28 protein-coding genes are annotated in these 25,578 nt (G+C 46.8%); 12 read left to right on the forward strand and 16 right to left on the reverse strand.

The window, feature by feature from the left end; all coding sequences use genetic code 11:
• Positions 1–48 precede the first annotated feature (48 nt).
• From TSUB_RS08180 to rsuA, 3 genes are all read right to left on the reverse strand, one after another.
• Complete coding sequence (locus tag TSUB_RS08180; RefSeq protein ID WP_087016030.1) at positions 49–711, reverse strand: DUF2913 family protein; 663 nt, start codon at positions 709–711, stop codon at positions 49–51.
• Positions 701–1,885, reverse strand: coding sequence for a Bcr/CflA family multidrug efflux MFS transporter (locus TSUB_RS08185; RefSeq protein WP_087016032.1), 1,185 nt, complete (start codon positions 1,883–1,885; stop codon positions 701–703). Before TSUB_RS08185 ends, TSUB_RS08180 begins: the two co-directional genes overlap by 11 nt.
• A gap of 258 nt (positions 1,886–2,143) precedes the next feature.
• Positions 2,144–2,836 carry a 16S rRNA pseudouridine(516) synthase RsuA gene (gene rsuA, locus TSUB_RS08190; RefSeq protein ID WP_087016034.1) on the reverse strand — a complete coding sequence of 231 codons (693 nt, stop codon included), beginning with the start codon at positions 2,834–2,836 and terminating at the stop codon, positions 2,144–2,146.
• Between the two features lie 223 nt (positions 2,837–3,059).
• Between rsuA and TSUB_RS08195 the strand changes: the two genes are divergently transcribed.
• From TSUB_RS08195 to rplY, 3 genes are all read left to right on the forward strand, one after another.
• Positions 3,060–3,554, forward strand: coding sequence for a GNAT family N-acetyltransferase (locus TSUB_RS08195; protein ID WP_087016037.1), 495 nt, complete (start codon positions 3,060–3,062; stop codon positions 3,552–3,554).
• A 68-nt stretch (positions 3,555–3,622) separates the two neighbouring features.
• Complete coding sequence (radD, locus tag TSUB_RS08200) at positions 3,623–5,404, forward strand: DNA repair helicase RadD (RefSeq protein WP_087016039.1); 1,782 nt, start codon at positions 3,623–3,625, stop codon at positions 5,402–5,404.
• Positions 5,405–5,509: 105 nt separating this feature from the next.
• A complete protein-coding gene (rplY, locus tag TSUB_RS08205) occupies positions 5,510–5,788 on the forward strand; it encodes a 50S ribosomal protein L25 (RefSeq protein ID WP_087016041.1) in 279 nt (92 codons plus the stop codon).
• A 76-nt stretch (positions 5,789–5,864) separates the two neighbouring features.
• On the opposite strand, the gene TSUB_RS08210 is transcribed toward rplY, so the two are convergent.
• The 12 genes from TSUB_RS08210 to TSUB_RS08265 form a co-directional block, all read right to left on the reverse strand.
• Positions 5,865–6,128 (reverse strand): DUF1289 domain-containing protein, encoded by a 264-nt coding sequence (locus tag TSUB_RS08210; protein ID WP_087016044.1) that lies wholly within the window; start codon positions 6,126–6,128, stop codon positions 5,865–5,867.
• Between the two features lie 61 nt (positions 6,129–6,189).
• Positions 6,190–8,538, reverse strand: coding sequence for a DNA polymerase II (locus tag TSUB_RS08215; protein ID WP_087016046.1), 2,349 nt, complete (start codon positions 8,536–8,538; stop codon positions 6,190–6,192).
• 119 nt (positions 8,539–8,657) lie between these two features.
• Positions 8,658–9,599, reverse strand: coding sequence for a DMT family transporter (locus tag TSUB_RS08220; protein ID WP_087016049.1), 942 nt, complete (start codon positions 9,597–9,599; stop codon positions 8,658–8,660).
• Positions 9,600–9,692: 93 nt separating this feature from the next.
• Entirely contained in the window at positions 9,693–10,442 is a 750-nt protein-coding gene (locus tag TSUB_RS08225; RefSeq protein WP_087016051.1) for a hypothetical protein, read from the reverse strand.
• A gap of 491 nt (positions 10,443–10,933) precedes the next feature.
• On the reverse strand, positions 10,934–11,275 hold the full coding sequence (locus TSUB_RS08230; protein ID WP_087016053.1) for a zinc ribbon domain-containing protein YjdM: 342 nt from the start codon (positions 11,273–11,275) through the stop codon (positions 10,934–10,936).
• Between the two features lie 157 nt (positions 11,276–11,432).
• Positions 11,433–11,903, reverse strand: a complete 471-nt coding sequence (locus TSUB_RS08235; protein WP_087016055.1) for a GNAT family N-acetyltransferase — start codon at positions 11,901–11,903, stop codon at positions 11,433–11,435.
• A 140-nt stretch (positions 11,904–12,043) separates the two neighbouring features.
• Positions 12,044–12,658: a LysE family translocator gene (locus TSUB_RS08240; protein ID WP_087016057.1), complete on the reverse strand. Its 615-nt coding sequence runs from the start codon at positions 12,656–12,658 to the stop codon at positions 12,044–12,046.
• Positions 12,659–12,763: 105 nt separating this feature from the next.
• The gene (locus TSUB_RS08245; protein ID WP_087016059.1) at positions 12,764–13,570 is read right to left on the reverse strand and encodes an AraC family transcriptional regulator; all 807 of its coding nucleotides are present in this window, start codon (positions 13,568–13,570) and stop codon (positions 12,764–12,766) included.
• A gap of 106 nt (positions 13,571–13,676) precedes the next feature.
• Complete coding sequence (locus tag TSUB_RS08250) at positions 13,677–14,102, reverse strand: GFA family protein (RefSeq protein ID WP_087016061.1); 426 nt, start codon at positions 14,100–14,102, stop codon at positions 13,677–13,679.
• Positions 14,103–14,230: 128 nt separating this feature from the next.
• On the reverse strand, positions 14,231–14,809 hold the full coding sequence (locus TSUB_RS08255; protein ID WP_087016063.1) for a nucleoside deaminase: 579 nt from the start codon (positions 14,807–14,809) through the stop codon (positions 14,231–14,233).
• A gap of 94 nt (positions 14,810–14,903) precedes the next feature.
• Positions 14,904–15,164, reverse strand: a complete 261-nt coding sequence (locus tag TSUB_RS08260; RefSeq protein ID WP_087016065.1) for a hypothetical protein — start codon at positions 15,162–15,164, stop codon at positions 14,904–14,906.
• Between the two features lie 3 nt (positions 15,165–15,167).
• Positions 15,168–15,311, reverse strand: a complete 144-nt coding sequence (locus TSUB_RS08265; RefSeq protein ID WP_159064737.1) for a hypothetical protein — start codon at positions 15,309–15,311, stop codon at positions 15,168–15,170.
• 261 nt (positions 15,312–15,572) lie between these two features.
• On the opposite strand from TSUB_RS08265, the gene efpL reads away from it, so the two are divergent.
• Both efpL and TSUB_RS08275 read left to right on the forward strand, forming a co-directional pair.
• The gene (gene efpL / locus TSUB_RS08270) at positions 15,573–16,142 is read left to right on the forward strand and encodes an elongation factor P-like protein EfpL (RefSeq protein WP_087016066.1); all 570 of its coding nucleotides are present in this window, start codon (positions 15,573–15,575) and stop codon (positions 16,140–16,142) included.
• Positions 16,143–16,229: 87 nt separating this feature from the next.
• Positions 16,230–16,553 carry an HI1450 family dsDNA-mimic protein gene (locus TSUB_RS08275; RefSeq protein WP_087016068.1) on the forward strand — a complete coding sequence of 108 codons (324 nt, stop codon included), beginning with the start codon at positions 16,230–16,232 and terminating at the stop codon, positions 16,551–16,553.
• 122 nt (positions 16,554–16,675) lie between these two features.
• Here the strand turns inward: TSUB_RS08275 and TSUB_RS08280 are convergent, their stop codons facing one another.
• Positions 16,676–17,275, reverse strand: coding sequence for a GTP cyclohydrolase II (locus tag TSUB_RS08280; RefSeq protein WP_087016070.1), 600 nt, complete (start codon positions 17,273–17,275; stop codon positions 16,676–16,678).
• Between the two features lie 484 nt (positions 17,276–17,759).
• On the opposite strand from TSUB_RS08280, the gene TSUB_RS08285 reads away from it, so the two are divergent.
• The 7 genes from TSUB_RS08285 to TSUB_RS08315 all read left to right on the forward strand — a co-directional run bounded on the left by TSUB_RS08285 (position 17,760) and on the right by TSUB_RS08315 (position 25,530).
• Positions 17,760–18,839 carry a TRAP transporter substrate-binding protein gene (locus TSUB_RS08285; RefSeq protein WP_087016072.1) on the forward strand — a complete coding sequence of 360 codons (1,080 nt, stop codon included), beginning with the start codon at positions 17,760–17,762 and terminating at the stop codon, positions 18,837–18,839.
• Positions 18,840–18,955: 116 nt separating this feature from the next.
• Positions 18,956–19,480 (forward strand): TRAP transporter small permease subunit, encoded by a 525-nt coding sequence (locus TSUB_RS08290; RefSeq protein WP_087016074.1) that lies wholly within the window; start codon positions 18,956–18,958, stop codon positions 19,478–19,480.
• A gap of 12 nt (positions 19,481–19,492) precedes the next feature.
• Positions 19,493–20,776 carry a TRAP transporter large permease gene (locus TSUB_RS08295; protein WP_087016075.1) on the forward strand — a complete coding sequence of 428 codons (1,284 nt, stop codon included), beginning with the start codon at positions 19,493–19,495 and terminating at the stop codon, positions 20,774–20,776.
• A 148-nt stretch (positions 20,777–20,924) separates the two neighbouring features.
• Positions 20,925–22,277 (forward strand): cache domain-containing protein, encoded by a 1,353-nt coding sequence (locus TSUB_RS08300; protein WP_087016099.1) that lies wholly within the window; start codon positions 20,925–20,927, stop codon positions 22,275–22,277.
• Positions 22,274–22,912 carry a response regulator transcription factor gene (locus TSUB_RS08305; RefSeq protein WP_087016077.1) on the forward strand — a complete coding sequence of 213 codons (639 nt, stop codon included), beginning with the start codon at positions 22,274–22,276 and terminating at the stop codon, positions 22,910–22,912. Before TSUB_RS08300 ends, TSUB_RS08305 begins: the two co-directional genes overlap by 4 nt.
• A gap of 73 nt (positions 22,913–22,985) precedes the next feature.
• A complete protein-coding gene (locus TSUB_RS08310) occupies positions 22,986–24,494 on the forward strand; it encodes an EAL domain-containing protein (RefSeq protein ID WP_087016079.1) in 1,509 nt (502 codons plus the stop codon).
• 130 nt (positions 24,495–24,624) lie between these two features.
• The gene (locus TSUB_RS08315; protein ID WP_087016081.1) at positions 24,625–25,530 is read left to right on the forward strand and encodes a manganese-dependent inorganic pyrophosphatase; all 906 of its coding nucleotides are present in this window, start codon (positions 24,625–24,627) and stop codon (positions 25,528–25,530) included.
• The last annotated feature ends 48 nt before the right edge of the window (positions 25,531–25,578 follow it).

Below are 25,578 nucleotides of genomic sequence, written 5' to 3' on the forward strand. Positions count from 1 at the left end.
AATGCTAACAAGCAGAGTAAAAAAGCAGCCGAGGCTGCTTTTTCTTGATTAGTCTGCTATCGAAGGAAGCTCGGCGATAATCGGGCCATCATTCGTTGGATACACCAAGTACTCGCCGTGATATTTCACCTTGGACTTATAATCGGTCACTTTGTGCAACAATACATCATGTTTCGCAGCGAGATCGATTAACTGATGCTTATCACCGCGTACGTAGAGCGATAATGGCTTTATCACCTCTCCGTCCTTAAAAGCAGCGGTCTGTTGTTCACAGCACACCACTAAGGACGCTTGCCCTTCGGTAAAATGTGAGACTTTACGCAACACTGGGTACTCAAGCGTGACTTCCCAATCTAGCTGCACTAACTCATCAAATAAAGCACGTAGTTGCGCCTCTTTCAGTGGCTCAAACGCCTCGCGCCCTTTTAACTGCTGGCGGTATGCGGTCTGAATATCAGCAAATTGTTTTTTAAGTGCTGCATTTTTACCCATACTACGAGATTGCTGTTGCCATTGCAGAAGCACAGCTTTCAAGCAAGGGTGAAAACGTTGCTGTTTAATCGCTTTCGTTACCCAACTACTCAGGAAATAGGTCTCACTGACGGGCGTTGCCGATGTTTTGCCACTCTCAATAGAATCTTGCAACTCACCAAGGCCAAGTTCGACCATGGTTAACAAATGCTGATTAAACACGCGTGGTTCACTTTTCATATCGTAATGCCAATAACCAATAAAAACCTGCTGATATTAGTGCGCAAATTGCCATTGTCAATGCCATTGGTAGCGGTGTGCTATCTGGAATGATCGCAATAATCGCCCCGACGACAGTTCCCGTACCGAAGCGTAATGTCCCCGCGATCGCAGAGGCGGTGCCTGCCATCTGAGGGTAGCCATTCAACAAACACGCCATGGTGTTACTACCTATGATGGAAATGATCCCCACATACATCATGACAGGAATCACAGTACCCCATAAACCGAGCTCGAAAACCTGACCAAGGATCAGCAAGACACCCGCAGTGAATTGTATCGTAAGCGCAATACGCAGCATGTTATGTGAGCCGAGCTTCTTGACCATTCGGCCATTGAAGGTGGTAAAGATGATTAAGCAAACCACATTAAGGCCAAACAAATAACCAAAGTGCTCTGGTGACACTCCGTAATAGTCGATATAAACGAACGGGCCTGCGGTAAGAAAAGTAAACATACCCGCAAAGGAGAACGCCCCACAAAAGATGTAGCCGATAGCCACCGGGCTCTTCAACAAATAGTAGTAGTTACGTAATGTGGTCGAGATTTTCAGGGGCTGTCGATTTTCAACGCTTAATGTTTCAGGAATTTTGATAATTACCGCAACAATGATGACACAAGAAAAGAGCGCCAAACCTGTGAAAATCGCCTGCCAGCCGAGGTATACGGCTACATAGCCACCAATAAGCGGCGCAATAAGCGGCGCTACCGTCATTACTAAGGTAATAAAAGACATGGTTCGAGCAAAGTCATCCCGCTCAAACATGTCCCTCACTAATGCCTGAACGATCACAGCGGCGGCTGCGCCAGCAAAACCTTGTATGCCTCGAATCCAAGTAAGCTCTACGATCCCTTTACTGAAGGCACAAAAGACACTCGCTACCGCAAAAAAGGCGATACCACCAATCAGGACTGGCTTACGCCCAAAGGTATCCGCTAAAGGACCAAAAAAGATCTGTCCGATAGCAAAACCGGCAGTATAGGTTGTTAGGGTAATTTGAACGGCACTGGCAGTAACGCCAAGATCGTCAGCAATGGTTGGCATCGCTGGCAGGTACATATCAATAGCCAGCGGTGTTAACGCTGAAATTGCACCTAAAATAAAAATCAGGATAAAGTGCGGAGAGGTGCGCATATAAACATTCCAAAAAGCGTGCGGCAAGTCACACATCATACCCCGTATTGGCTTGATAGCACCTTAAAATTACAATTTTTTGCAAAGAATTAGGAGATAACTCGCTGCGAATATCCTGGATGAATCAATAGCATTCAAACTAACAGTTTTAGGTATGCTTTCTTAGCAGACCTCAACGAAAAAGGGCTTCCCATAAGGAAGCCCTAACAACAAACTAATCAGCTAAAATCGGTGCTTAGCCAACAAATCACGCGCCTGCTACAGAAAATAGGCGACTTCTTCTTCGGTCAGTTCTCGATAATCGCCAGGTTCTAGCGCGTCATCAAGTTCGATAGCCCCAATGCGCTCGCGATGCAGGCCAATCACGCGATTGCCGACCGACGCAAACATACGCTTCACCTGATGATACTTGCCTTCAGTAATCGTAAGGCGCGCTTCCGTCTCGGAAATCAGCACTAACTTTGCTGGACGCGTCAGCTCTTTTTCCCCACGCAGCATCACGCCCTCTGCAAAGGTCGCAATGGTTTCTTCTGGCACTGGGTCTGCGAGTTCAACAAAGTAGGTCTTTTCACAGACATGTTTTGGTGAGGTGATTCGATGTGACCACTGTCCGTCGTCCGTCATTAGAACCAAGCCTGTCGTATCGCCATCTAAACGACCTGCGACATGTAGCTTCTCTGGACTTACCTCGTCCAAAAGCACGAAGACGGTTGGGTTATAGTCATCAACGTGGGAACAAACAAACCCGCTCGGCTTGTTCAGCATAATATAACGAGGCCCAGTTAAGTTTAGCTCTCGGTCTCGAAAAACCACCTCACTGTCGTCTGCTAGCTTTGTCGCGCCTTGTTTAACTACCGCGCCATCGACGGTAACTTCGCCTGCTTTAAGCAACTTAGTTGCCTGTTTTCGTGTCACCCCTAGGGTTTCTGTCAGATACTTATCGAGTCTCATAGTGATCAATGTCAGGTATTGAAGCATCGCATTATAACTAGCTCTCAAGTCTTCGCCTATTTTTCCGCTACAATTGATGGCGCGTTGCAGACATCGGCACTATAACTAAAGCTTAAAGCAGTGATATTTCGTAGAACAATTTCATGTTCCTGTTGTCTCAATGATGAAATATTGGCGCATTCAATACGTAATGCTTTTACGTCGTAATCAAAGGTCAAGTGTAATGAACGTTTCTCTGTTGACTCCCACCCCTGCCAACTTCCCTACTTTAATGAACCTCGTTGAAAAGTTCTTTGAGCATGAGGTGCTCGCCTACGAAGCAGCGAAGATTCAAAAGGCGTTGGATCTGTTAATCAACAGTCCTGCAATGGGCAAGGTTTGGCTTATCGAAGTCAATAAAGACGGTAAAAACACCGTTGTTGGACACATCGCTCTCAGCTACAGTTTCAGCCTAGAGCTAGCAAGCCGAGTGGCTATCGTCGATCAATTCTATCTCGATCCAGACTGGCGATCTCAGGGCGTCGGTACACTCGTCATTCCTGCCGTCGAAGCTGCCTTGCGAGAAGAAGGTATCGACGCACTGTCAATGGAAGTGAACATTGGCAATGCCGGCGCTCGCCGTTTTTATGAGCGCATGGGCTATGTCCCTCGCAGGCAGCACTGTATCATGGCGAAAACCATCACGGTTCCATCACCTGATCTTGATATGGTCTCTTAACAACGCCCCTATTTCCGAAACGGCAGCAGTGTTACACTGCTGCCGTTTTTTCTATTCTAGCGACCTCTATGTATACCCTGCGCAACTACCAACAACAATCCGTCGATGCGGTTCTCCATTACTTTCGTCAACGTAGTGATCCAGCAGTTATTGTGCTGCCTACGGGCGCGGGAAAAAGCCTTGTCATCGCTGAGCTCGCGCGATTGGCTCGCGGACGGGTGCTGGTACTTGCCCATGTAAAAGAGCTCGTTGAGCAAAACCATGCAAAATATGAAGGCTATGGCCTCACTGGTGGCATCTTTTCTGCCGGGTTAGGCCGTAAAGAGTCAGAGCAAAAAGTGGTCTTCGCCTCAGTGCAATCCGTTGTCCGTAATCTTGACGCGTTTGCAAACCAGTTCTCTCTTCTTGTGATTGATGAGTGCCACCGTGTCCCAGAAGACAAAGAGAGTAGCTATCGCCGCGTGATCAGCCACCTTCAATCAGTGAACTCTGGGTTAAAAGTGCTCGGGCTTACCGCAACACCCTATCGTCTTGGGCTCGGTTGGCTTTACCAATATCATACGCGTGGTCAAGTTCGCTCTACCACACCGCGTTTTTTCCGCGACTGCATTTTTGAACTGCCCATCCGTTACTTGCTCGACGAAGGCTTTCTCACTGAGCCTAAACTTTTCGATATGGCGGTAGAAGGGTATGACTTTTCATCACTCACACCGACAGCCTCAGGGAACTATCGAGAAGCCGAGTTAGACACGGTGATCGACAAAGCCAAGCGGGTCACGCCGCAGATAATCGCCCAAGTCATACAGCGTTCAAAAGGACGCAAAGGCGTGATGATCTTTGCCTCAACCGTCCACCATGCTGAAGAAATCATGGGCTACCTATCTAACGAGAGTGCGGCCATGATCGTTGGCGATACCCCCGGAGAGGAGCGAGATCGGTTAATTCGCGCCTTCAAAGCGCAAGAAATTAAGTTCCTCGTCAACGTCTCCGTATTGACCACAGGGTTCGATGCACCCCATGTTGATCTCATCGCGATCCTCAGACCGACCGAATCCGTCAGCTTGTATCAACAAATTGTAGGGCGAGGCCTCCGCTTGGCAGAGGGCAAAACGGATTGCTTAGTGCTGGATTATGCAGGTAATAAGTTCGACCTTTATCAGCCGGAAGTCGGCGATCCTAAACCCGATAGCAGTAGTGAGATTGTCACCGTTCCCTGCCCTGCATGCGGATTTAACAACAATTTTTGGGGTAAGTTGGATGATAATGGCTTTTTAATTGAACACTATGGTCGACAATGCCAAGGCTATTTCGAGGAGGACGATGGTGAAAGAGAAATCTGTGGCTATCGCTTTCGTGCCAAGTTTTGTGAAATGTGTGGCGCTGACAATGACATTGCAGCACGACGCTGTCACGAATGCGATCACATACTTGTCGATCCGGACAAAAAGCTTCGGGATGCCCTCAACCTCAAAGACGCGATGATGCTGCTGTGTCATGATATGCAGTTAGAAGCGGGCAAAAACCAATACGGCAAACCACAACTCAAAGTCAGCTACGAAACTGAAGCTAACTTCCCGCTTACGGAAGTTTGGCAGTTAAGTACAAAAAAGCAGAAAGAGACGTTCTTGAATCAGTTTATCCAACCTATGCTAGTCGACAGACATCGCCCTTTCACGGATACTGCTCCCTCGAAAGTCAGCAAGCAAGCGCATCGGCTGCAGCCACCAGCCATTATTGTAGCACAGAAAAATGGCCGTTTTTGGCAACTGCGCAGCAAGATTTTCGCCGTTGAAGTCAATGAAATGGAGAAAAATCAGTCAAGCGCACTGGAAATGTTCCGAACGCGTTAATATCCCTTGCTTTTTAAGCAATGCCAATATAATATCCGCGCTCGATTTAAACGACATTGTGCAAGGTCGCATTGCATAGTGCATAACTTATAGAGTGAATCTATTATGAAATTTGAAGCAATTGTACGTACAGATCTAGGTAAAGGTGCGAGCCGCCGCCTACGTCACGCTGAACAGTTCCCAGCAATCGTTTACGGTGGCGAAGCTGCGCCAGTCGCTATCGTTCTGAACCACAGCGAAATCATCAACCAAATCGACAAGCCTGAGTTCTACCAAGAAATCATTCTTGTTATCGACGGTCAAGAAGTTAAAGTTAAGCCACAAGACATCCAACGTCACGCTTACAAGCCAAAAGTTCAGCACATGGACTTCATCCGCATCTAATTGCTGGATACTTGACTGTACTAAAAAGCGCCTTCATGGCGCTTTTTTGTCTTTGTGCATTCCTTAGTCCGACACCCTACTCTTCTGACTCGCTAAAAAGATCGCCCTGAGAGAAGGTCGGTTCATTGGTTGCATTGGCTTGCTGATATCGGCGGCTTTCGACACGTTTACGGCGTAACTCACACAAGCGAATCACGTTGCGTTTTTGCTCATTGGTCAGGTTCAGCCATTCGAAGCGCTCTTCGCGACTGCGAAAACACCCTTTGCAGTATCCCCGATTGTTCACTACACAGATCCGCCGACATGGGCTCGGAACCGCGAAAAAATCCAATTGCTCCAAACTGCATCCTTCCTCAGGTCAGTTTAATTGGAATGAAGAATACTGCCTATATTTCTGACCTTTAGAATAAGCCTAACTGCGGCTGGGTTAAATTGTCAAAGTCTTCACCAATAAAAGGCAAAATTGCATCAGCAATGGGCTTGATCTGCTTTTCAACATAGTGGTCGTAATCGATAGGGCTCTTCGCTATCTCAAGAGGTTCTGGGCCAATCGTCGTCATACGATACTCAATCCATCCGCCTCGTTGATACTGCTCTTGGCGACCATGTGCGCGGTTGTATTCATCCGCTAAACGCGCTGCTCGTACATGGGGAGGCACATTCTTCGTGTATTCGACCAGCTTCCTACGCAGTCGTTTACGGTAGATTAATTGATCATCTAACTCACCATTACGCGTTTTATCGACATACTCTCGAACAAATTCGCGCACCGGCTCATCATGAAACACTTTACTATAAAGCTGTTTTTGGAAGTGTTGCGCCAACGGTGTCCAGTCGGTACGCACCGTTTCTAATCCTTTAAAGACTAAGGTTTCTTGTTCACCAAATCCGAGCAAACCTGCATAACGTTTTTTACTACCGGTTTCTTGCCCGCGGATGGTCGGCATTAAAAATCGATGGTAGTGGGTTTCGTACTCTAGCTCTAAAGCGGAATCCACTTGATATTCATCAGCGAGATGCGCCTGCCACCACGCGTTGATATCTTGCATAAGTTTAACGCCAATCAGATCAGCTTCTTGTTGAGTACACGTTTTATGTAGCGCGACAAATATCGAATCGGTATCACCATAGATGACTTCATAACCTTGCTCTTGTATCAACACACTGGTCTGCTTCATGATTTCATGCCCTCGCATGGTGATCGATGACGCCAAACGAAAATCAAAAAATCGACACCCGGAAGAGCCCAGTACGCCATAAAAGGAATTCATGATAATTTTAATCGCTTGGGAAAAGGCTTTCTCTCCTTGACGTTTAGCTGCATCGCGGGCCGTCCAAAGTTGCTCAATTAACGCGGGTAAAAAATGACGTTCACGATGAAACTGACCACCTCGAAAGCCCGCGATAGCCTCATGGCTTTCTTTGCCAACCGCTTGCTTAAGGCCTTCTATCAACCCCATAGGGTCAATCTTGAATGTGCGGATAATAGAGGGGTAAAGTGATTTAAAATCTAGCACCAATACCGACTCATAGAGTCCCGGCTTTGAATCCATGACATAGCCGCCGGGGCTGGCAATCCAGTCATCTTTCGACAGATTAGGCGCAACATACCCAGCGCGATGCAGTTTCGGGAGGTAGAGATTGGTAAAAGCAGCGACAGAGCCGCCAATTCGATCTAATTCAACCCCTGTCAGACGGGTGCGTTGGATAATGAACTCGAGCAAATGGGTATGATCAAAGATCTCATTCACTAACTTGCAGTCTTGCAAGTTATATGTGGCTAAGGCGATCTTGTCTTCTCGAAACTGACGATTAATCTCTTCCATGCGGTCATAAGGATTATCGATGGATTTGCCTTTGCCGAGTAACTCTTGCGATACCGCTTCCAGTGACCATGAGCGAAAACCGTAAGTCGCCGTTTTTAGGCTATCAATACCATCCAATACCACGCGACCGGGTAAAGTGACGAAGGTTTGTTGCTGTGGCGATTGGCGAACATAGAGCGCTTCTCCTCCGCGGCCGATTCGAAGTGACATACGATGAACGTTCGCTCGCTTGGCGAGCAACTGCATATCAAAATCGATGACATTCCAACCAATGATCACATCGGGATCAACGCGTTCGAACCATCGCTCAAGCGCTTGGAGCAAGGCCTTTTCATGCGGTACCCACTCAATAAAATCTGGCGCATCGGGCTGTGGCTCACCAACCATGTAAACCACACTCTCGCCATCACCATCCAAGCCGACAGAATAAAGCACACCTTTTTCAGAACATTCGATATCCAGTGATACAACAGACAAGGTCGGTTGATAGTCTGCCGCTTTTGCTTTCGCCCCATGCACCAACATGAAATCTTTCTGTTGGCGAGGGTGACCAGTGAAAGTGATCCCCCCACAAATAAATCTCTCCATGAGAAATCGATCTGCGAGTCGAATGTCGGTTTCAAAGCAGACAATCTCGGCCAACTCTAACTTTTGGATAGCGGCTTGTGATGCTGAGAGTGTCGAGAAATAACACGCGGCAACAGGCTCGTCATCAAACGTCTTGAGGGCGATTGACTCAATGCGCGCTTCTGGCAGCAATGGACGAACTTGGGGGAGATCTTTCTGCAACACAAAAAAAACAGGCTGCTCCCCTTCAATGACTAACTTAGCTGGACCTTGATCGGTTTTAACCCAAAACACCAGCTCAGTTTGCTGCCCTCTATCCCTAAAATGGCGAGATAAAATAAACCCGTCTTGTACCAAAAGTGCACCATAACATCATGTAATAACCTACCAATTTTACCGCGAGCGCGATTCAATCGCTACGTTACTGGATACACTCCTGACAAAGACTGGCAGTAATTGACTAAATTTACGCCCCTTTAAGCAGAGCGTTGCGCTCGCTTACCCAAGCTTACATTGGCGCAAACAATACAGCCCACCCCAATGATAATCACGATACTCGCGAGTAAGTTGTGAAGCGACGGCCATTCAGTCAGCATGATTGCGCCTAATAGCATGGCCATGACAGGGACAGTCAGCTGTATCACACCCGCCGTCAAAGCCTGCAGTTGTGGTAGCACACTATTCCAAACTAAATAACCCACGCCAGAGGTGACAGCGCCACTGACGATAGCAAGTCCCACCCCGCTTGGCGATAACATCATCATAGGTAAGTTAAGAATAAAAAATGGCACGACTAAACAGAGGGTGAGCAAGAACTGCTTAGTGGTCAGCAATGTTGCACTGACCTTCGCGCGTTTGCCAAGCAACGTATAACCTGCCCACGCCACTCCAGCAGTCGCCATCAAGAGTACCCCCTGAATATCAGGGCGCATGGCTGAAGGCGACAATAGATACCCTAACCCCGCCATGGCGATGATCAAACCCACCCACTGTCGACTGTTCAAACCTCCTTCATGTGAAAAGGTATAGACCAGCATGGTTAACTGAACACAACTAAACAGAATCAATGCCCCTAGACCGGCATCTAATTTGAGATAGGCAAAACTGAAACAAACAGCATAGAGAAACAGTAACCCAGCACCAAGCCATTGCTCAATACTGTTATCTGTCACTAATGGTTTCCACTGTTTAAAACGTAACAGGTATAGAATGACGAGAGTGACGGCGGCAGAAAGTAGCCTAATTGCGCTAAACGACGAGGGGTCGATAATCTCATCTTTGATTGCCCAACGACAGAGTATCGAGTTTCCCGCAAAGAAGAGTAACGCAATGAAGGTTTTGACCAGCAATGGCCAAGCAATACGTGTTTCTGTCGGCGCTTTTGGATACAAGGTGACAACCTCGGCTAATGGCTTCATGTTTCATCACTATTGAGTTGATTTTGGCGAACATAATCAAAGACCGCACCCAACTGAGAAATATTGCAACGTTAGCCACTCTAGCGAGCAATGTTAGCCTATTTTTCTATCTATTCGTTTGAACTCATTGACCAACCAATCGCCATACATGTTAAGTAGACCTAACGCGGCTCGCTTTGGGACTTTTTTGCGGTGATAGAGAATCAACAGGCGCTCAGTCTCGACGTATTTATCTGGATAACGGAACAGAAAATGCTCTAAGCACTCTTCGATGGTAAATGCCCAGCATTTATCCCTATGTGCCACGAGCGAAAAACTAGAGAAAATCAGCTTTTTCGCAATTTCATGACACGCCTCTAAGTAGGGCCCAGTAATCGTCGCAGCTTGAATCTTAGCCTTGTACTCTGTTATCCACTCTTCAACATCACCATTAAACGCTTTCGCCACTTCCCAGCTCGGTTCAAAGCTCCCAAACTCTTCACCTATGTTGCTACCACTTAAACAAAGTGAGCAGTGTTTAAACCAAAAGCCCCAATAAAAAATATTTTTTATATCAGACACTTGATTCAGGGTTGTATGGTTGAATGAGAGCCGTTTTAGATATGAGAATCGGGATTCAATGCGTAGCTGAATAGACTTTAGCACACTCTCTTCTTGCGCATTGAGCGGCCGCTTTAGCAGCAGGGTCATGTTAACATCGGATTGACCAGGTTTGGCTTCTCCCCGCATCACACTGCCATTGAGATAGAGACTATGAATAACCGAGGATAAACCACTATTGATCTGCTTAACCGCCAAGGTCAAGATGGGCATATATTCAGGTTGAAAAGGCGCATTGGTCATGATGATAAATGAATAAAAACAGCGGTTTCGGGATAAGTTCAAGCGACTTAAGATTGCTTGAGTATATGCGTTTTACGAAAAAGCGGCAAACCCGCTCATTCGCACTTTTTACTCACGCCACCTCAAGATGCTTGAAAGGGCAAAGCCTTTCCTTCACCCTTTTGCCTTGAGTTCGACGCGCTAGGCGCTTCTGAATCCTGCATATCGAGATGGATTCAATATATACTCGAATCACCTCAAGATGCTTGTTCAGCGAGAGTTTCTAGGCTTGTCAACAAGACACTGTTTTGAAGATCTAGTGGACTAAATCAAAAAACAGTGACGACGGTGGCGAGCCTAGAAAACTCGCCCTTCGGGAAGCGACTAGCGCCCCGATTTCTGCGTTAAAGGTGTTTGAAAGGGGGAAGCCATTCCTTCACACCTTTGCCTTGAACTCGACGCGCTAGGCCGCTTCTGAATCCTGCATCTTGAGGTGGTTTGAGTATATTGCTTTAATTTGCTTTCTTTACGTATTTCGCCGTTACCATCATGTCACCGCCGCCATCTAACTTACAATCTAACTGATGATCCTTGCCTTCAACAATTCGACGAATCATCGCTTTCGTGCCAATTTTTAGGACCTGCGAGCTACCTTTGACCTTGAGATCTTTGATAAATGTGACCTTATCACCTGACTCGAGCACCGCGCCGTTTACGTCTTTAATCGCATTCGCTTCTTTTTCAGCTGCTAGCTCTTCCGGGTTCCACTCGAACGCACACTCAGGACAAACAAGGTTGTTTTGATCAGGATAGACATATTCAGACTGGCACTGAGGACAAGGAGGTAATGACATACGCTTCTACTTCTTCGAGTTTATTTGGGCCGCTATGGTAATCGTTTCATGTCCATTTCGCGAGAGTTTACCGGAATATCTTACCGCTTTCGCACATTTTTTAGACAGCCCGATCCCCGTGTCACGCAACGCTTGTGAAAACAACGCTCTCGACGGCTTACTCCTCTTCAATTGCAAGTGGATACTTTAGGCCTTCATGCGTTGCTGTAAAACCTAGCTTTTCATAAAACCGAATCGCATCGGGGCGCTGCTTATCACTCGTTAGTTGTACAAGACGACAACCTTTGTCCGCAGCGAGGCCAAACGCGTACTTAAATAGCGCTTCACCCACGCCCTCTCCACGGACATTTTCAGCAACACGCACCCCTTCGATAAGACAGCGCCAACTGCCAATATGCGTTAAGTAGGGAATATAAGTCAGCTGCAACATACCAACAACGCGGCCCGCTTTTTCGGCAACAAGCAACTGATTGTTAGGGTCGCGCTCAATAGCCTCAAACGCGGACACATAGCGCGCATTAAGAGGCTCAGTGATATCTTCTCTCTGTTTGCCTAAGACATCATTGGCCAGTAATGAAACAAGTGCGTCAAGGTCGCTAGACTTCGCGGTTCGAAAGCTTAAAGTCATATTCTCTCCTACTTCAGACATCAAACATCCGCACTCACTCTAGCACAACAAGGGAAAGCTCTGTCCAATATAATCAATGAATTATAATTAGAACGATGTTATTACCACAGAAAACCTGTGGCAATAATTTACTTCTCTCGTTAATGCTGAAATAACGGGTTTTCATACAATAGCCACCCACTCACCAAGCAGAGTGACGTGGCATAGGCATAGTTCAAGCCTTTCTCATAGCGTGGGCTTTGAGACACTCTGGACAACAAATCCCCTAATGCAACCCAGATGATATGAGTACCAATATTCAATATTGCCAGCCATACAATGAGCATTACGATGCCGTATTGTCCAAACTCATTTGTCGCTTGCTCAGAAAAGAGGGTGAACATGAGTAGGACCATAAGCCAACCTTTGCTATTCAAGGCCTGTACGATGACGCCGTCGACAAACCCTAGCGATGACCTCGTTTCTCGTGCGTCTTGTGTATTCGGTTTAGCAAACTGAATCGCCATATAAACCAAGTACAGCGACCCTAACAGTTGCATCACATTCAACGTATTTGGGAAACGCGATAGCAACTCACCCAACCCAAAGCCCACCATCACTGATTTCAGCAAAAAGACGGTATCGACACCCGCGATCAATGGAAGCGAGCGCTTAACACCCACCTTGGCGCCAGATGCAGCAAATACAATATTGGCGGGACCTGGGCTAAAAACCAAAGGGAACATCACCCCAACCCAGACAACAAACAGACTCATACTTCTCTCCTTTATAGTCCTAAGCACATTACCTTGTACTGTGTGAGAGACATGATGGTAAGGAGAGTGACGCTAAGGGTCTTGTATGAAATTGATCGTTTCGAACTACAGGATTTGAAAGTTAGTCGGCGTAATCCCAAAGGCCTTTTTAAAGTTACGATTAAAATGACTCTGGTCGTAAAAGCCACAGGCTAATGCCGTATCAAGGCAACTCTGTCCTTGTGACAATAATCGTTTGGCATGGTTAACCTTTGTCAGCAGCAAATATTGATGCGGAGTCACGCCGAACAGCTGCTTGAAACTCTTTATCAGTTGAAACTTTGTACAGTTAGTCAAGTGTTCCAACTCGGTCAACGATGGGTTTTCGCGAAAGTTATCCCGCAAAAAATCGCGTGCTAGATAACCCGCCTTAGCGCAAAATGCGTTGTCATTGGTCTTTTTGCTGCTGCCGTGTTGCGTAAAGAGCCTCTCCAAAGCGAGCGTGAAAAGCGACTCCTTAGTGATTTCAAAAGCAGATTGCTCTAGTGAAAGATGTAGCTGAAGTAAAGTATCAAATAGCGCTGAATCATCAATTTGTACCGCCTCAATCACGGGGTTAATCGGCAAATCACGATGTTGAAACTGCGCCTCTAAGGCCGAGAGATCAAAGTAGAACATGCGATAGCGCCATCCATCCGAGCCTCCCGAAAACCCCGTGTGCACTTCGGCAGGGTTTATTGCGACAATCTGCCTTTTCGGGATCACAATATTCTGACCACGATAAAATAGCCCTTCCGCCCCGTCCTCGATAACACCGATAGCAAGTTCATCATGCCAGTGCTTAGAAAAAGAAAAGGTTTGATAATGCGCTGAAAGCAACTCAACGCCTTCAAAGGTTGGGTTGCGCCAGATTTTAGATTCTTCTCTCAACACGTAAAGTCGACTCTCTCCCTAATGCGCTATACGCTCATGCCACCGCGCTCAATGAATACCCTTGAAGGCATAGTGACTCATAGAGAACCATGCCGTCCGACACTGACTAACTCTTATCCGCAAAATAGGCAAAGATCTCTTCGCTAGTCAGTGTTGATGTTTGATTAGTAAAGCAGTAATGGTCAGGACGACGGTCACTAAAGTACTGCATGGACATTACAAGGGCATCATTCTCTTCCATTAATCCCAGCGGGACATTGTAACTCGCCGTTTGCTTGAAAAAGTAATAAAGGTGCGTACCACAAGATTGGCAGAACCCTCGCTTTCCCCAATCTGATGAGTCGTACTCTACGATGTGTTCCTCACCATCAAAGGTGATGTTTGTTCCACACTGTATGGCGAAATAAGGGCCACCTCCCCATGTTCGGCACATACTACAATGGCAGACGGTGTAGTGAGGATTAGCTTGGCGTGCATGTACCTTTACCTTGCCGCACATGCATTGTCCTTTCAACTCAATTGTATTATTCATCGCTCAATCCCTTATTTGCCCTATCTTTGATGTGGATGCTCAAACCATCTCTCGATACTTGTTCAGCGAGAGTTTTTAGATTTGAGTATCAGCATGAACAGGATATCGGCGTCCAATGTCAGGTATTGTCAGGAGGATGATTTTGATACCGCCGCCAGACCTTGCCAGTCCTCCATATCTTGATCGGGTTTTTCTTTACGAAACTTTCCGTAAAGCGCAATCCCTACCTCATCTTCAAGGATGTCAACGATTAGGCCTTTGTCGCGCAGCATGGGCTCATTGCCAGACGCATTCGTCACGTCCCCCACCACGACACGATAAAAACCACGCATATAGAGTAACGTGGCGCACACATCGCATGGACTCAAACTGGTGTAGAGTGTCGTCTTACTGAAATCAATTCGCCCGGCATCACGAATCGCCGACGTTTCTCCATGGTTATAGGGATGGTTTTCTTGTACCAAGGTGTTGTGCCCTTTGCCAAGAATACGTTGAGTGTCATTATCAACGATAATTGCCCCTATCGGACAGCCTCCTTCATCGTAACTTTTTTGCGCTAACAAAACGGCAATACGCATGAAGTCTCGGTCACTCAGCTTTCGATTAAATTCAGGCGTTGTTAGCACCGATAAACTCGTCGTTGGCATGTGGGCTATCGCGTTGAGCGCAATATCATCAATCTTTGCATCAGCAGAAAGTAACGGCATTACTCTTTCTCATTTCATTAGAGCCTGAATTGATAAACTTATCAGGCATTCTCTAGAGACTCAAACTTACACGCTAAAGAATGCCCAATTGGCATTACTTCACTGTTCCGCCGATCACAAGACTGGATTCAGATAGTCCGAGCCATGCCATCGCAGCGAGAAGGTGTAACTCTGCTTCTTTAACAAGATGGGGATCAGCATTAGGTGCTTCTATTAGCGCAGTATAGTGTGCCGTTGCCGTTTTTTTTAACACCACGAAAGGACTTTCACTCGCTTGCGCTAACTTAGCCTCTGTCATGCCCCCAGCGACGATACCAACACATAAGATACCAACCGCGAGACCTTTTCTTCTCACTTGTTACCTCCTGCGACACTCAATCACATTGATGAGGGACTGTTGCTCTTCTCCTGCGCGTTGAAACTCCCCACATATATCGCGTGATGCGGCATAAGCCGCATTGGCAAGCACAAGTGATAAAGTGAGTAATAGGCATATTTTCATTTTCAATTATCCTTTTTGACTGACGAAGAGTGTTACAGCGAAGTCTATGAGGAAAACGATGAACCATACCTGAATGTTATATGGTTGAAATTTTTAACCATAGTGGCGATTACCTTTGATAAACTTCGAGCTATGTTATTGAAAAAACGTGAGTTGAAATACGTATATGACAATTGGCAGCCAATTGCTTTCATGCTAATTTCTGTCGTTTCACACACCCGATGCGGTGTCTGACCCATTCAATGATAACGAGACATTTGTATGCCTAAAGCCAGTGAAATTAAACGGGGTGCCGCTGTGACTCACAACGGTAAACTGCTGATTGTGAAGAGTATCGACGTACAAAGCCCGAGCGCACGTGGTGCTGCCACGCTCTATCGGATGCGTTTTAAAGACGTCTCAACGGGAGCCAAAGTAGAAGAACGCTTTAAGGGCGACGATATGATTGAGGCTGTTGACTTAAATCGTCGTCAAGTCACCTTTTCATACATCGATGGCGAAGAGTACATCTTCATGGATGTCGAAGACTACACCCAATACACGCTCAACGGCCAAGATATCGAAGAAGAGCTGCTGTTTATCACCGAAAGCATCGAAGGGTTATCGGTGCTCGCTATCGACGATCAAGCGGTGGGTTTAGAACTACCCGCGTCAGTTGAACTGGTGATTGAAGAAACCGATCCTTCGATTAAAGGGGCCTCTGCCAGTGCGCGTACCAAACCTGCTCGCTTTTCCACTGGCCTTACGGTGCAAGTGCCTGAGTATATCGCCACAGGCGACAAAGTGCGCATTAATACCGGCGAGCGTAAGTTCATGAGTCGAGCTGACTAACGCATTTCTCATCCGTCAAAAGTAAGTCATCGTGCATCTTGATATGACTTGCGTATAATGGGGTTTCAATTCCATAAAGGCTTTACTATGTCTGAAAATTTACTATCCGTTGATGAAGTCATCGACGTTGCCTACGACATTTTCTTGGAAATGGCACCGGACAACTTAGAAGCAGCCGATGTCGCGTTGTTCACTTTACAGTTTGACGAGCGTGGTGCCGCTGAAATGATTGAAACCGGCGCCGACTGGCCACAACATGTGGGTTTTGAAGTCGATGCTGAAGCATACAGCGAAGTCCGTATCGGCCTTGTTAATGAAGAAACCGACGAATTGGATGATGTATTTGCTCGCTTGCTGATCAGCCGCACGCCAGACGAAAAATTCTGCCACATCCTGTGGAAGCGCGATTGATATCACCCAGCATAAAAAAACCGCCAATTGGCGGTTTTTTTATTTAAAGCTGTCGATATATATTCAAAAAAGTGCTTTGCTGAGAAGTCGCGTGAGCAAGCAACGTGAGGTAATAGCGTATATTAATCAAACTTAAGTCTGTGTTTACCGTGAGACGCTTTTGCTTTCAAGTAGTGCTCGTTACCGTCTTTGACGTGAGCTAGCGTCCCTAAAACTTCATCAATCTCAATGCCATGCTCTTGTAACTCACGAATTTTCTTAGGGTTATTGGTAATCAATCGCACATTGTCGACGCTCAATGCCTGTAGCATTTGCGCGGCTTCCGTAAAATCACGAAGATCATCGCCAAAACCGAGATGATTGTTCGCTTCGTACGTATTCATACCTTGGCTTTGCAGTTTATAGGCATCAATTTTGTTGTATAAGCCGATACCACGCCCTTCCTGACGTAAGTACAGCAAAATACCGCCATGCTCACCCATGCGTTCAATCGTCTCATCAAGTTGTTCGCCACAATCACATCGAGATGAATGAAATACGTCTCCAGTTAGACACTCTGAATGCATTCGGACCAGCGGCGCTTGATCAGACTTATCTGCTTCTTTAAAGATAATAGCAACATGCTCTTTGTCCGTTGCTAGACCGTTAAAGGACAAAAGCTCTGCGGGAATGTGACTTTTTTTACCAACTTTGAAGGCGACGCGCGCCCTTACATTTGCCATGACTTACCTAAAACTACTGAGGGCCACTCTAAAAAGAAGAGAGTGATAATACCGAAAAGGTGCTGTTTTCCCAAGTAACTTCTCTACGAGTTACGCTAGGAGGTAAGCAAATAACCACTTCTTTTATATGGGGCCTGAGACATTAACTTCCATACGCAGTAGACCAGAATCACACCCTAACCGCAACCAGTAATTGTTATAACATAACAATTATTTTTTCTAAGATGATCACACTTTAGTTACAAAGCGAGTGCTAACACTACGTACGTAATTACCGCGCAAAAAGTACTGATTTCTAGCGCCTGATTTCACTTATTCAATAAGATACGTCGACCAGACTGTACAAAACCCTCAAAACTACGTACGACCAAAGACTATCATTGCGATAACAATCTCTTAACAACTACGTGTTGTTGCGGGTATCGCATTGCTGATTAATTGCCCATTCTTAGTCGCGAATAACGAGTCTCAAAAGGACATAACAATGACAACTAGCTGTTTCTCGCTTAAGCGAACTCTGATTACCCTTGGCACTTGTGCCGCTCTACTCACCTCTGCAACCGCGATGGCGGCGGACAAAGTGTACCGCCTAAAACTTGCCGAAACATGGGGCCCCAACTTTCCTATCTTTGGTGATGCGACAAAAAACATGGCTGAAATGGCCGAAAAGATGTCAAATGGACGTCTTCAAATCCGTATCGATTCTGCTAACAAACACAAAGCGCCGTTAGGTGTGTTTGACATGGTAAAAGCAGGTCAATATGACCTTGGCCACTCCGCGTCTTACTACTGGAAAGGTAAAGTGCCGAATACGCTTTACTTTACCACTATGCCATTCGGTATGGTCGCCTCTGAACAATACGCTTGGTTCTACCACGGTGGTGGAATGGAACTGATGGAGAAGGTGTATGGTCCTCACAACCTACTTTCCTTCCCTGGTGGTAATACAGGTGTACAAATGGGCGGCTGGTTTCAAAAAGAAATCAACTCAGTGGATGACTTGAAAGGTCTCAAAATGCGTATCCCGGGTTTTGCAGGCGAAGTACTGGCTAAACTTGGTGCAAGCCCAACAAACATCGCTCCCGGCGAGCTATACACATCACTAGAGCGCCGTACGATTGACGCACTCGAATGGGTCGGTCCTGGTCTTGATCTTCGCATGGGTTTCCACAAGATCGCGCCGTACTACTACACTGGTTGGCATGAGCCAGCGACCGAACTGCAATTCTTGGTCAACAAGCGTACTTGGGAGCGCCTACCTGAAGATCTCCAAGAGATCCTTCGCGTGGCAATGCGCACCGCAGCCTATGACATGTACACCCACAACAATCATGCGAGCGGCGTGAACTGGGCTTCAATGCTTGAAGAGTATCCGAATATTAAAGTGAAGCAGTTCCCAGCAGAAGTCATGGCGGCAATTCGCAAAGCTAACGATGAGCTATTGGCAGAACGCGCCGCTGCTGACCCACTCGCTAAAGAAATTTTAGAGTCTCAAGCTGAATACTTGAAAACTATCCGTCAATGGACAGAAATTTCAACCCAAGCCTATCTCGACAGCGAATAAACACCGCAAACCAAAGGGGGCAACGCCCCCTTTTTCATCTCTCACCGCAATCGTTGCTAGCGCAACGTGACAACATCGGATAACAGTGACCCCAGTGTCGCAATTAAGGAAGTTCAATGCGAAATTTGGTGATGTTAGAGCGGCTCTTTAACCGTTTTTCTGACCTATTAGGCTGGATTTCAGCCACGCTTTTTCTGCTTCTCGTCGTCAATGTCACTTACGACGTGATCGCACGCTACGCCTTCAGTAGCGTTTCTATCGCTCTCCAAGAAATGGAGTGGCACTTATTTTCTACGGTCTTTTTGCTCGGCGTCCCCTATGCCTTGAAAGCAGGGGGACATGTCAGGGTCGACCTCATCTATGAACGCTTGAGCCATCGAGCACAAGCCATTATTGATCTCCTCGGCACCCTCTTCTTCTTGTTGCCATTTTGCTTACTGGTATTTTGGTATGGGATTGATTTTGCAAAAGAATCCTATGCACTTGGTGAGTCGAGCGGCGACCCCGGTGGTCTGGGATATCGCTGGATTATCAAAGCCATGATTCCTGTGGCCTTTATCTCAATGGCGATTAGCGGCATTGGCCTGTTACTTCATTCGCTCAATCGCATTTTCAACCCGCAACTGATGCACGGTAAATAAGGAGTTCTTACCATGGTTGGTATCATAATGTTTATCGTCGCACTGGTTGCTCTACTGCTGGGTTTCCCGGTTGCGTTTACCTTCGGCGGTATCGCCCTACTCTTCGGTGTTTGGGCTGAAGGGCCAGACATCTTCGCCTTTATGCCATTCCGTATCATGAGCATCATGCAAAACACCGTGCTCATGGCGGTTCCTCTCTTCATTTTTATGGGTTTGGTGCTGCAAAAAACCAAGCTAGCAGAACAACTCCTTGTTTCAATGGGACGCCTTTTTGGTGGTGTTCGCGGTGGTTTAGCTATCTCAACGGTGCTAGTTGGCTCTCTTTTAGCGGCCTCTACCGGTGTTGTTGGTGCATCTGTCGTCGCCATGGGGCTCATCTCTCTGCCTGTGATGATGAAGTACAACTACGACAAAGGATTAGCCTGCGGTACCATCTGTGCATCGGGCACATTAGGCCAGATCATCCCTCCTTCTATTGTCTTGATCTTACTCGGCGACGTACTCGGTATCCCTGTTGGCGACTTATTTAAAGCCGCGGTTATTCCTGGTCTCGTGTTAGTGGGGGTCTACATTGCCTATATCATGATCTATGCCCATTTCAATCCAGAGGCAGCGCAGCCGATTCCACGCGATGAGAGTATCAGCCGCAGTGAAGAAGTAAAAACAGCGTTAAAGGCGATCATTCCTCCACTCGCTTTGATTGTTGTCGTACTCGGCTCAATTTTTGCGGGCATCGCCACCCCTACCGAGTCAGCCGCACTTGGTGGCGTCGGCGCGATCATTTTGGCTCTCGTCTACAGGCAGTTCTCGTTCAAAATGCTCTATGACAGTGCGTATGAGACAGTGAAAGTGACTGCCATGGTTTTCGCGATCTTGCTCGGTGCTACCGCCTTTTCGATGGCGTTCACCTACACAGGCGGCGATTATTTGGTAGAAGAGTGGATGCTATCTATCCCAGGTGAGAAATGGGGCTTCCTCATCATCACCATGCTGGTTATCTTAATCCTCGGTTTCTTTATCGATTTCGTAGAGATCTGTTTCATCATCGTGCCCATCTTGGCACCTGTTGCACAGATCCTCGATATCAACATGACATGGTTTGCCATCTTGATCGCACTGAACTTACAAACGTCGTTCTTAACACCCCCTTTCGGCTTTAGTTTGTTCTATTTGAAAGGTGTCGCGCCTCAAGGGGTAACCACTCGCCATATTTACCGTGGTGTCATGCCGTTTATCATTCTGCAAGTCTTGGTTGTCGCGTCGCTACTCGCCTTCCCGGGTTTCTTCGGCATGTAACACGCCTTTGCCACAAAAAGCAGGAGGCCACTCTTGGCTCCTGCTTTTAGTTCATCACTACCGCAGTCACGCTTTGTAACTTCAGTCGTAGCATCCCACCGCAAGAAATTGTTAAATAATGGTTAATAGTGGAATTTGGTCGTTTGAAATGTCACTTAAGCTGAAACTTATTGTGCTAACCCTACTCCCCTTGGTGTTGATTTCTCTCACCGTGGCGTGGATCGCTGTGCACCAAATTTCTCAGCTAGGTGAAAAAGAGATCGCGACCTTCGAAAAAAACCTGCTCGCCAATCGCGAGCAAGCACTTAAAGATCATCTCGACTTAGCTTTTGACAGCATCAACCACATTTTAACCGACCCCTCCCTAAGCGATAGCGAAGCGCAAGTGGCTGTTAAAGAGGTCTTCAATTCATTGAGTTATGGTGAAGATGGCTATTTCTTTGTCTACGATGAGCAAGGAAAAAATCTCGTTCACCCCATCATGCCTGAACTCATAGGGCAAAATCTGTATGACTTGCAGGATGAGAGAGGCAACTTTCTCATCCAGTATCTTATTGAGGCCGCTCGTGAAGGCGGTGGTTTTCATCAATATGAATGGCGAAAGCCGTCGACAGGTGACGTTGTCACAAAACTCAGTTATGCACGCTGGCTCGATGAATGGAACTGGATGATAGGCACTGGCCTATACATTGAAGATATTCATGAGCAGCTCGATGATATTCGCACCACGGTAAAGAGTAATATTCGCACAACATTCGTCACGGTGTGTGCCTTACTCGGGGTTACCGTACTGGTCATCATCGTGGTGACGCTGGCCATTAATCTGCACGAACATCGCTTGGCAGACAGCAATCTTAAGGCGCTCGCCCACAAAACAGTCATGTTTCAAGAAAGTGAGAAAAAGCACTTAGCCCGCGAGCTACATGATGGAATTAATCAACTGCTTATCTCCAGTAAATGCCATTTCGAGCTTTATCAAAAACAACTTGATGGCGAACTCGATCACAGCGCATTTGAAAAAGGTCAACATGCACTCGTTCGAGCCATCACAGATCTTCGGCAAATTTCTCACAGCTTACGTCCCAGTTCCCTTGATGACATCGGTCTCGCCGCTGCGATCAAGACACTCGCTGACGATTTCTCTGCCCATACGGAACTGCCAGTCAACTTAATGCTGACCGATGCCCCCTTACCCTTGAGTAACGATTGGGTCACGACCCTGTATCGTGTCATACAAGAATCCATGTCCAATATTCAGAAGCATGCCCAAGCGACACAGGTCGAACTGATCGTTGAACGCTTTGGGGAGCTACTACAGTTGATTATCCGCGACAATGGACGCGGATTCTCACTGAGCCAAGCCTTAGATGGCGACGGTATTGGCTTACGCAATATGCGAGAACGTATTGAGTTTATCGGTGGCGAGTTTGAGATAGTCACAGAAGCAAACTACGGTACAGAGATCACCGTGACATTAGAATTAGAAAAGGAGGCCTTATGAGTAGTATCCGTGTGCTCATCGTTGACGACCATCAGGTAGTGCTAGAAGGGTTTGTTGCGCGATTAACCAACGAAGCCTCTATCGACGTTGTGGCCACTGCCAACAACGGGCAGCAGGCAATTGAAGCGGTAGCAGAACATCAGCCCGATGTCGTGCTGATGGACTTTAGCATGCCCGTTATGAATGGACTCGAAGCCACGAAACACCTCAAGCAAACGCAACCCGATATCAAAATACTCATGCTCACCATGCATGATAATCGCGAGTACATTGTCCAAGTCATGGAAGCAGGCGCGATGGGGTACATTCTCAAAGAGATCTCTGCTGAAGAGATGGTAAACGCGATTCAAACGGTCTACCAAGGTGCGACTTATTTCTGCCAAACGGTCACAAAAACACTTTTTCAACCCAATGTGACAACGCAACCCACACGACAAGCAACACCACTCAGCCGCAGGGAAGAAAAGGTTCTTGCTCTGGTATCCAAGGGGCTAAGCAATAAGAAAATCGCACAGCTTTTAGAGATCAGTTGCCGTACCGTTGAGACCCATCGACAAAATATCCGTCATAAGCTGGATATTCAGTCAGTCGCGGAGCTCGCCCAATATGCGTCAAAACATGGCTTAACCGAATAAATACAGCCGACAAATAGAACAATCAGTGAAAATTCAGTAGACTTAGGTATCGTCTTACTTTCAATAGGTTGCCATGCGAATCCGGAATTATCGCCGTTGGCTTGAAGCGCTAGGGCTATTGCTACTCTGTACGCTGACTCTTTACTTCACCAAAGAGCCATATGGTAACTATGTCTTAAAGCAAGACGTAAAATCGAAACTCGATGCCCTCACCTACTTTTATCAAGGGCGTTTCAGTTCCATCTATGACGAAGTGGAAGCGCTTGATCAACAGCTCCCTAATGAGTGCATGATTAACACCGTTGATATGATCCGTGACGTCAGCGAATCGTCATCTGGCATAAAGATGATTGAAGTGGTGATGAATAACGGTATCTGTAATCAATATGGCTTGACGCCCGTCGTTGACCCTCAAGTCGTCGTGGCATCCTTCGACGAGGATGAAACCATTTCTTATCGGCTTGGTTTGTATCATGACAAACGCTTTTATATCGAACTCACGTTTGGCGACCGCCTATATCGGGTACTCACCGATCCGTTTCCGCACATTTTCATTGATTATAATGACTGTCCCGCGTGCGTCAGCCTTACCTTAGTCAATGAATCAGGCAACACGCTGCCTATTTATCCAAAACATAGCGCCCGAGAATATAAGGTATTGGCAAACTTACCATTGGTGACAGGTTTTGATCTGCTCGTAGAAGCCAACGATGATGCTGTTCACTATTACGCGGGGCGACCACAACAACGCTTTTTCTGGTACCTGTTGGCGGCGTCGTTTCTAGTATGTGGACTCTGGGCGCTCTTTCGCTCAAAAGCCGAATCATTAGCAGAACTTATTCAGCTAGGGATTGAGAACAACGAATTTGTCCCTTACTACCACCCCATTGTGGATGCCAATAGTGGTGACATGGTCGGTTGTGAGGTGCTAGTTCGTTGGATTAAACCCAATGGCGAACTCATTCCACCCAATGCGTTTATTCCTTTTGCAGAAGAGAATGGGCAAATTGCCGCCATCACTGAGTCATTGTTTCAGCAAGTGCTGAGCGATATCTCTTCGTTAAACTGGGAAAACAATACCCTGTTCGCCAGTATTAATGTCACTCCAGCACAATTAGAAGATGCACAGTTTATTAGCTATGTGCTCAGTATTATCGACAAGCATGAGATGCGTGCCTCTGCCGTCGCGATTGAAGTGACGGAACGGACACCCTTCAAAAACATAAGTGCCGCTTCAGAAGCGATGAATCGCCTCGACAAGAAAGGCATCGAAATTAAGTTGGACGACGCAGGCACAGGCTATGGCGGGTTTAGCTATCTTCAGACACTGCCTATTCAAACATTGAAAATTGACAAAATGTTTGTTGATACCGTTGGCACAGAAGATTTGAAGCGCAACATTCTTCAATCAATCATTCAATTTGGTCATACTGCAAACCTCACGCTCATTGCAGAAGGCGTCGAGACAAAACAACAAGTCGACTATCTCATTGCGCAGGGCGTAACGCTTATGCAGGGTTTCTACTTTGCCAAACCGATGAATTTTAACGACTTCGCAAAGTTTCATTCGCAATCGACGTAAAAGCCACCATAAATCGCCCTTTGACGCTAATACCCTACGAAAAAAGTTGTTATTTAAGGGCGTCCCTCTAGAATGTGTCCGATTAAAATTGAGTTAAGTGGCGAAAGCCCACCCAAACAAAGGACACAAAATGATTCTCGTTGTCGGACACAAAAACCCAGATAGTGACAGCATCTGTTCTGCTCTAGTGGCAGAAGCACTACTTAAAGCACGTGGTTTGGAAGCGAAAGCGATTCGCCAAGGTGAAATTAACCGCGAAACGCAATTCATCCTCGAGAAAGCAGGTATGGATAAACCTGAGCTTCGCACGGAAGTGGCTGGTGAGAACATTTGGTTGGTTGACTACTCAGATCTGGCACAAGGCCCAGACGATATCGCACAAGCTGAGATTCTAGGTATCGTTGATCACCACCGCCTTGGTGACGTGACCACAACAAATCCACTCGAAGCATGGATTTGGCCAGTAGGTTGTACCTCAACGATTCTGTTCAACCTGTTTAAAATGGAGAATGCTGAGATCACTCGCCCTATCGCGACATTGATGCTATCCGCCATTCTCAGCGATACGGTCGGTTTTGCCTCTCCTACCTGTACCGATAAAGATAAGCAAGCCGTTGCGGAGCTCGCGCCACTAGCAGGCGTGGAAGATCTTGATGCTTTCATTAAAAACCTGCTCATTGCAAAAACGGACATTGAAGGTCTAACCCCTGCAGAGCTTGTCGAGAAAGACTTAAAAGCATACCCATTCAACGATCGTCAAGTGATTGTCGGTCAAGTAGAGCTAGCGACTATGGATCAAGTCGCTGATCAGATCGACGCACTTGAGGCGGATCTCGAGCGTCGCTGTTCAGAAGAAAGCCTCGCGTTTGCTGCCCTGATGCTTACCGATATCACCACCAGCACCACGCGTTTACTCTACAAAGGCGAATGGAGCAGCAAGATTGATGCACACGCAGAAAGCGGAGTGCTAATCATGGAAAACACCCTAAGCCGCAAAAAACAAGGCTGGCCTTGGCTTCAAGGTGTGCTTGCTTGATAAACGCAAAGAGGTAGCCAGTTGGCTACCTCTCTCTTTCATCACACG

The sequence above is a fragment of the Thaumasiovibrio subtropicus genome (assembly GCF_019703835.1).
In the GTDB taxonomy this organism is placed as follows: Bacteria; Pseudomonadota; Gammaproteobacteria; order Enterobacterales; family Vibrionaceae; genus Thaumasiovibrio; species Thaumasiovibrio subtropicus.

Coding starts and splice junctions, on each gene's coding strand:
- TSUB_RS08295 (WP_087016075.1), top strand. CDS start 19,493: ATGGTTGGTATCATAATGTTTATCGTCGCACTGGTTGCTCTACTGCTG.
- TSUB_RS08235 (WP_087016055.1), bottom strand. CDS start 11,903: ATGACTTTAAGCTTTCGAACCGCGAAGTCTAGCGACCTTGACGCACTT.
- TSUB_RS08225 (WP_087016051.1), bottom strand. CDS start 10,442: ATGACCAATGCGCCTTTTCAACCTGAATATATGCCCATCTTGACCTTG.
- TSUB_RS08185 (WP_087016032.1), bottom strand. CDS start 1,885: ATGCGCACCTCTCCGCACTTTATCCTGATTTTTATTTTAGGTGCAATT.
- TSUB_RS08315 (WP_087016081.1), top strand. CDS start 24,625: ATGATTCTCGTTGTCGGACACAAAAACCCAGATAGTGACAGCATCTGT.
- TSUB_RS08285 (WP_087016072.1), top strand. CDS start 17,760: ATGACAACTAGCTGTTTCTCGCTTAAGCGAACTCTGATTACCCTTGGC.
- TSUB_RS08230 (WP_087016053.1), bottom strand. CDS start 11,275: ATGTCATTACCTCCTTGTCCTCAGTGCCAGTCTGAATATGTCTATCCT.
- TSUB_RS08280 (WP_087016070.1), bottom strand. CDS start 17,275: ATGGCAAATGTAAGGGCGCGCGTCGCCTTCAAAGTTGGTAAAAAAAGT.
- TSUB_RS08240 (WP_087016057.1), bottom strand. CDS start 12,658: ATGAGTCTGTTTGTTGTCTGGGTTGGGGTGATGTTCCCTTTGGTTTTT.
- TSUB_RS08195 (WP_087016037.1), top strand. CDS start 3,060: ATGAACGTTTCTCTGTTGACTCCCACCCCTGCCAACTTCCCTACTTTA.
- TSUB_RS08180 (WP_087016030.1), bottom strand. CDS start 711: ATGAAAAGTGAACCACGCGTGTTTAATCAGCATTTGTTAACCATGGTC.
- rsuA (WP_087016034.1), bottom strand. CDS start 2,836: ATGAGACTCGATAAGTATCTGACAGAAACCCTAGGGGTGACACGAAAA.
- TSUB_RS08300 (WP_087016099.1), top strand. CDS start 20,925: ATGTCACTTAAGCTGAAACTTATTGTGCTAACCCTACTCCCCTTGGTG.
- TSUB_RS08255 (WP_087016063.1), bottom strand. CDS start 14,809: ATGCCGTTACTTTCTGCTGATGCAAAGATTGATGATATTGCGCTCAAC.
- TSUB_RS08305 (WP_087016077.1), top strand. CDS start 22,274: ATGAGTAGTATCCGTGTGCTCATCGTTGACGACCATCAGGTAGTGCTA.
- radD (WP_087016039.1), top strand. CDS start 3,623: ATGTATACCCTGCGCAACTACCAACAACAATCCGTCGATGCGGTTCTC.
- TSUB_RS08290 (WP_087016074.1), top strand. CDS start 18,956: ATGCGAAATTTGGTGATGTTAGAGCGGCTCTTTAACCGTTTTTCTGAC.
- efpL (WP_087016066.1), top strand. CDS start 15,573: ATGCCTAAAGCCAGTGAAATTAAACGGGGTGCCGCTGTGACTCACAAC.
- TSUB_RS08310 (WP_087016079.1), top strand. CDS start 22,986: ATGCGAATCCGGAATTATCGCCGTTGGCTTGAAGCGCTAGGGCTATTG.
- TSUB_RS08265 (WP_159064737.1), bottom strand. CDS start 15,311: ATGAAAATATGCCTATTACTCACTTTATCACTTGTGCTTGCCAATGCG.
- TSUB_RS08275 (WP_087016068.1), top strand. CDS start 16,230: ATGTCTGAAAATTTACTATCCGTTGATGAAGTCATCGACGTTGCCTAC.
- TSUB_RS08220 (WP_087016049.1), bottom strand. CDS start 9,599: ATGAAGCCATTAGCCGAGGTTGTCACCTTGTATCCAAAAGCGCCGACA.
- rplY (WP_087016041.1), top strand. CDS start 5,510: ATGAAATTTGAAGCAATTGTACGTACAGATCTAGGTAAAGGTGCGAGC.
- TSUB_RS08250 (WP_087016061.1), bottom strand. CDS start 14,102: ATGAATAATACAATTGAGTTGAAAGGACAATGCATGTGCGGCAAGGTA.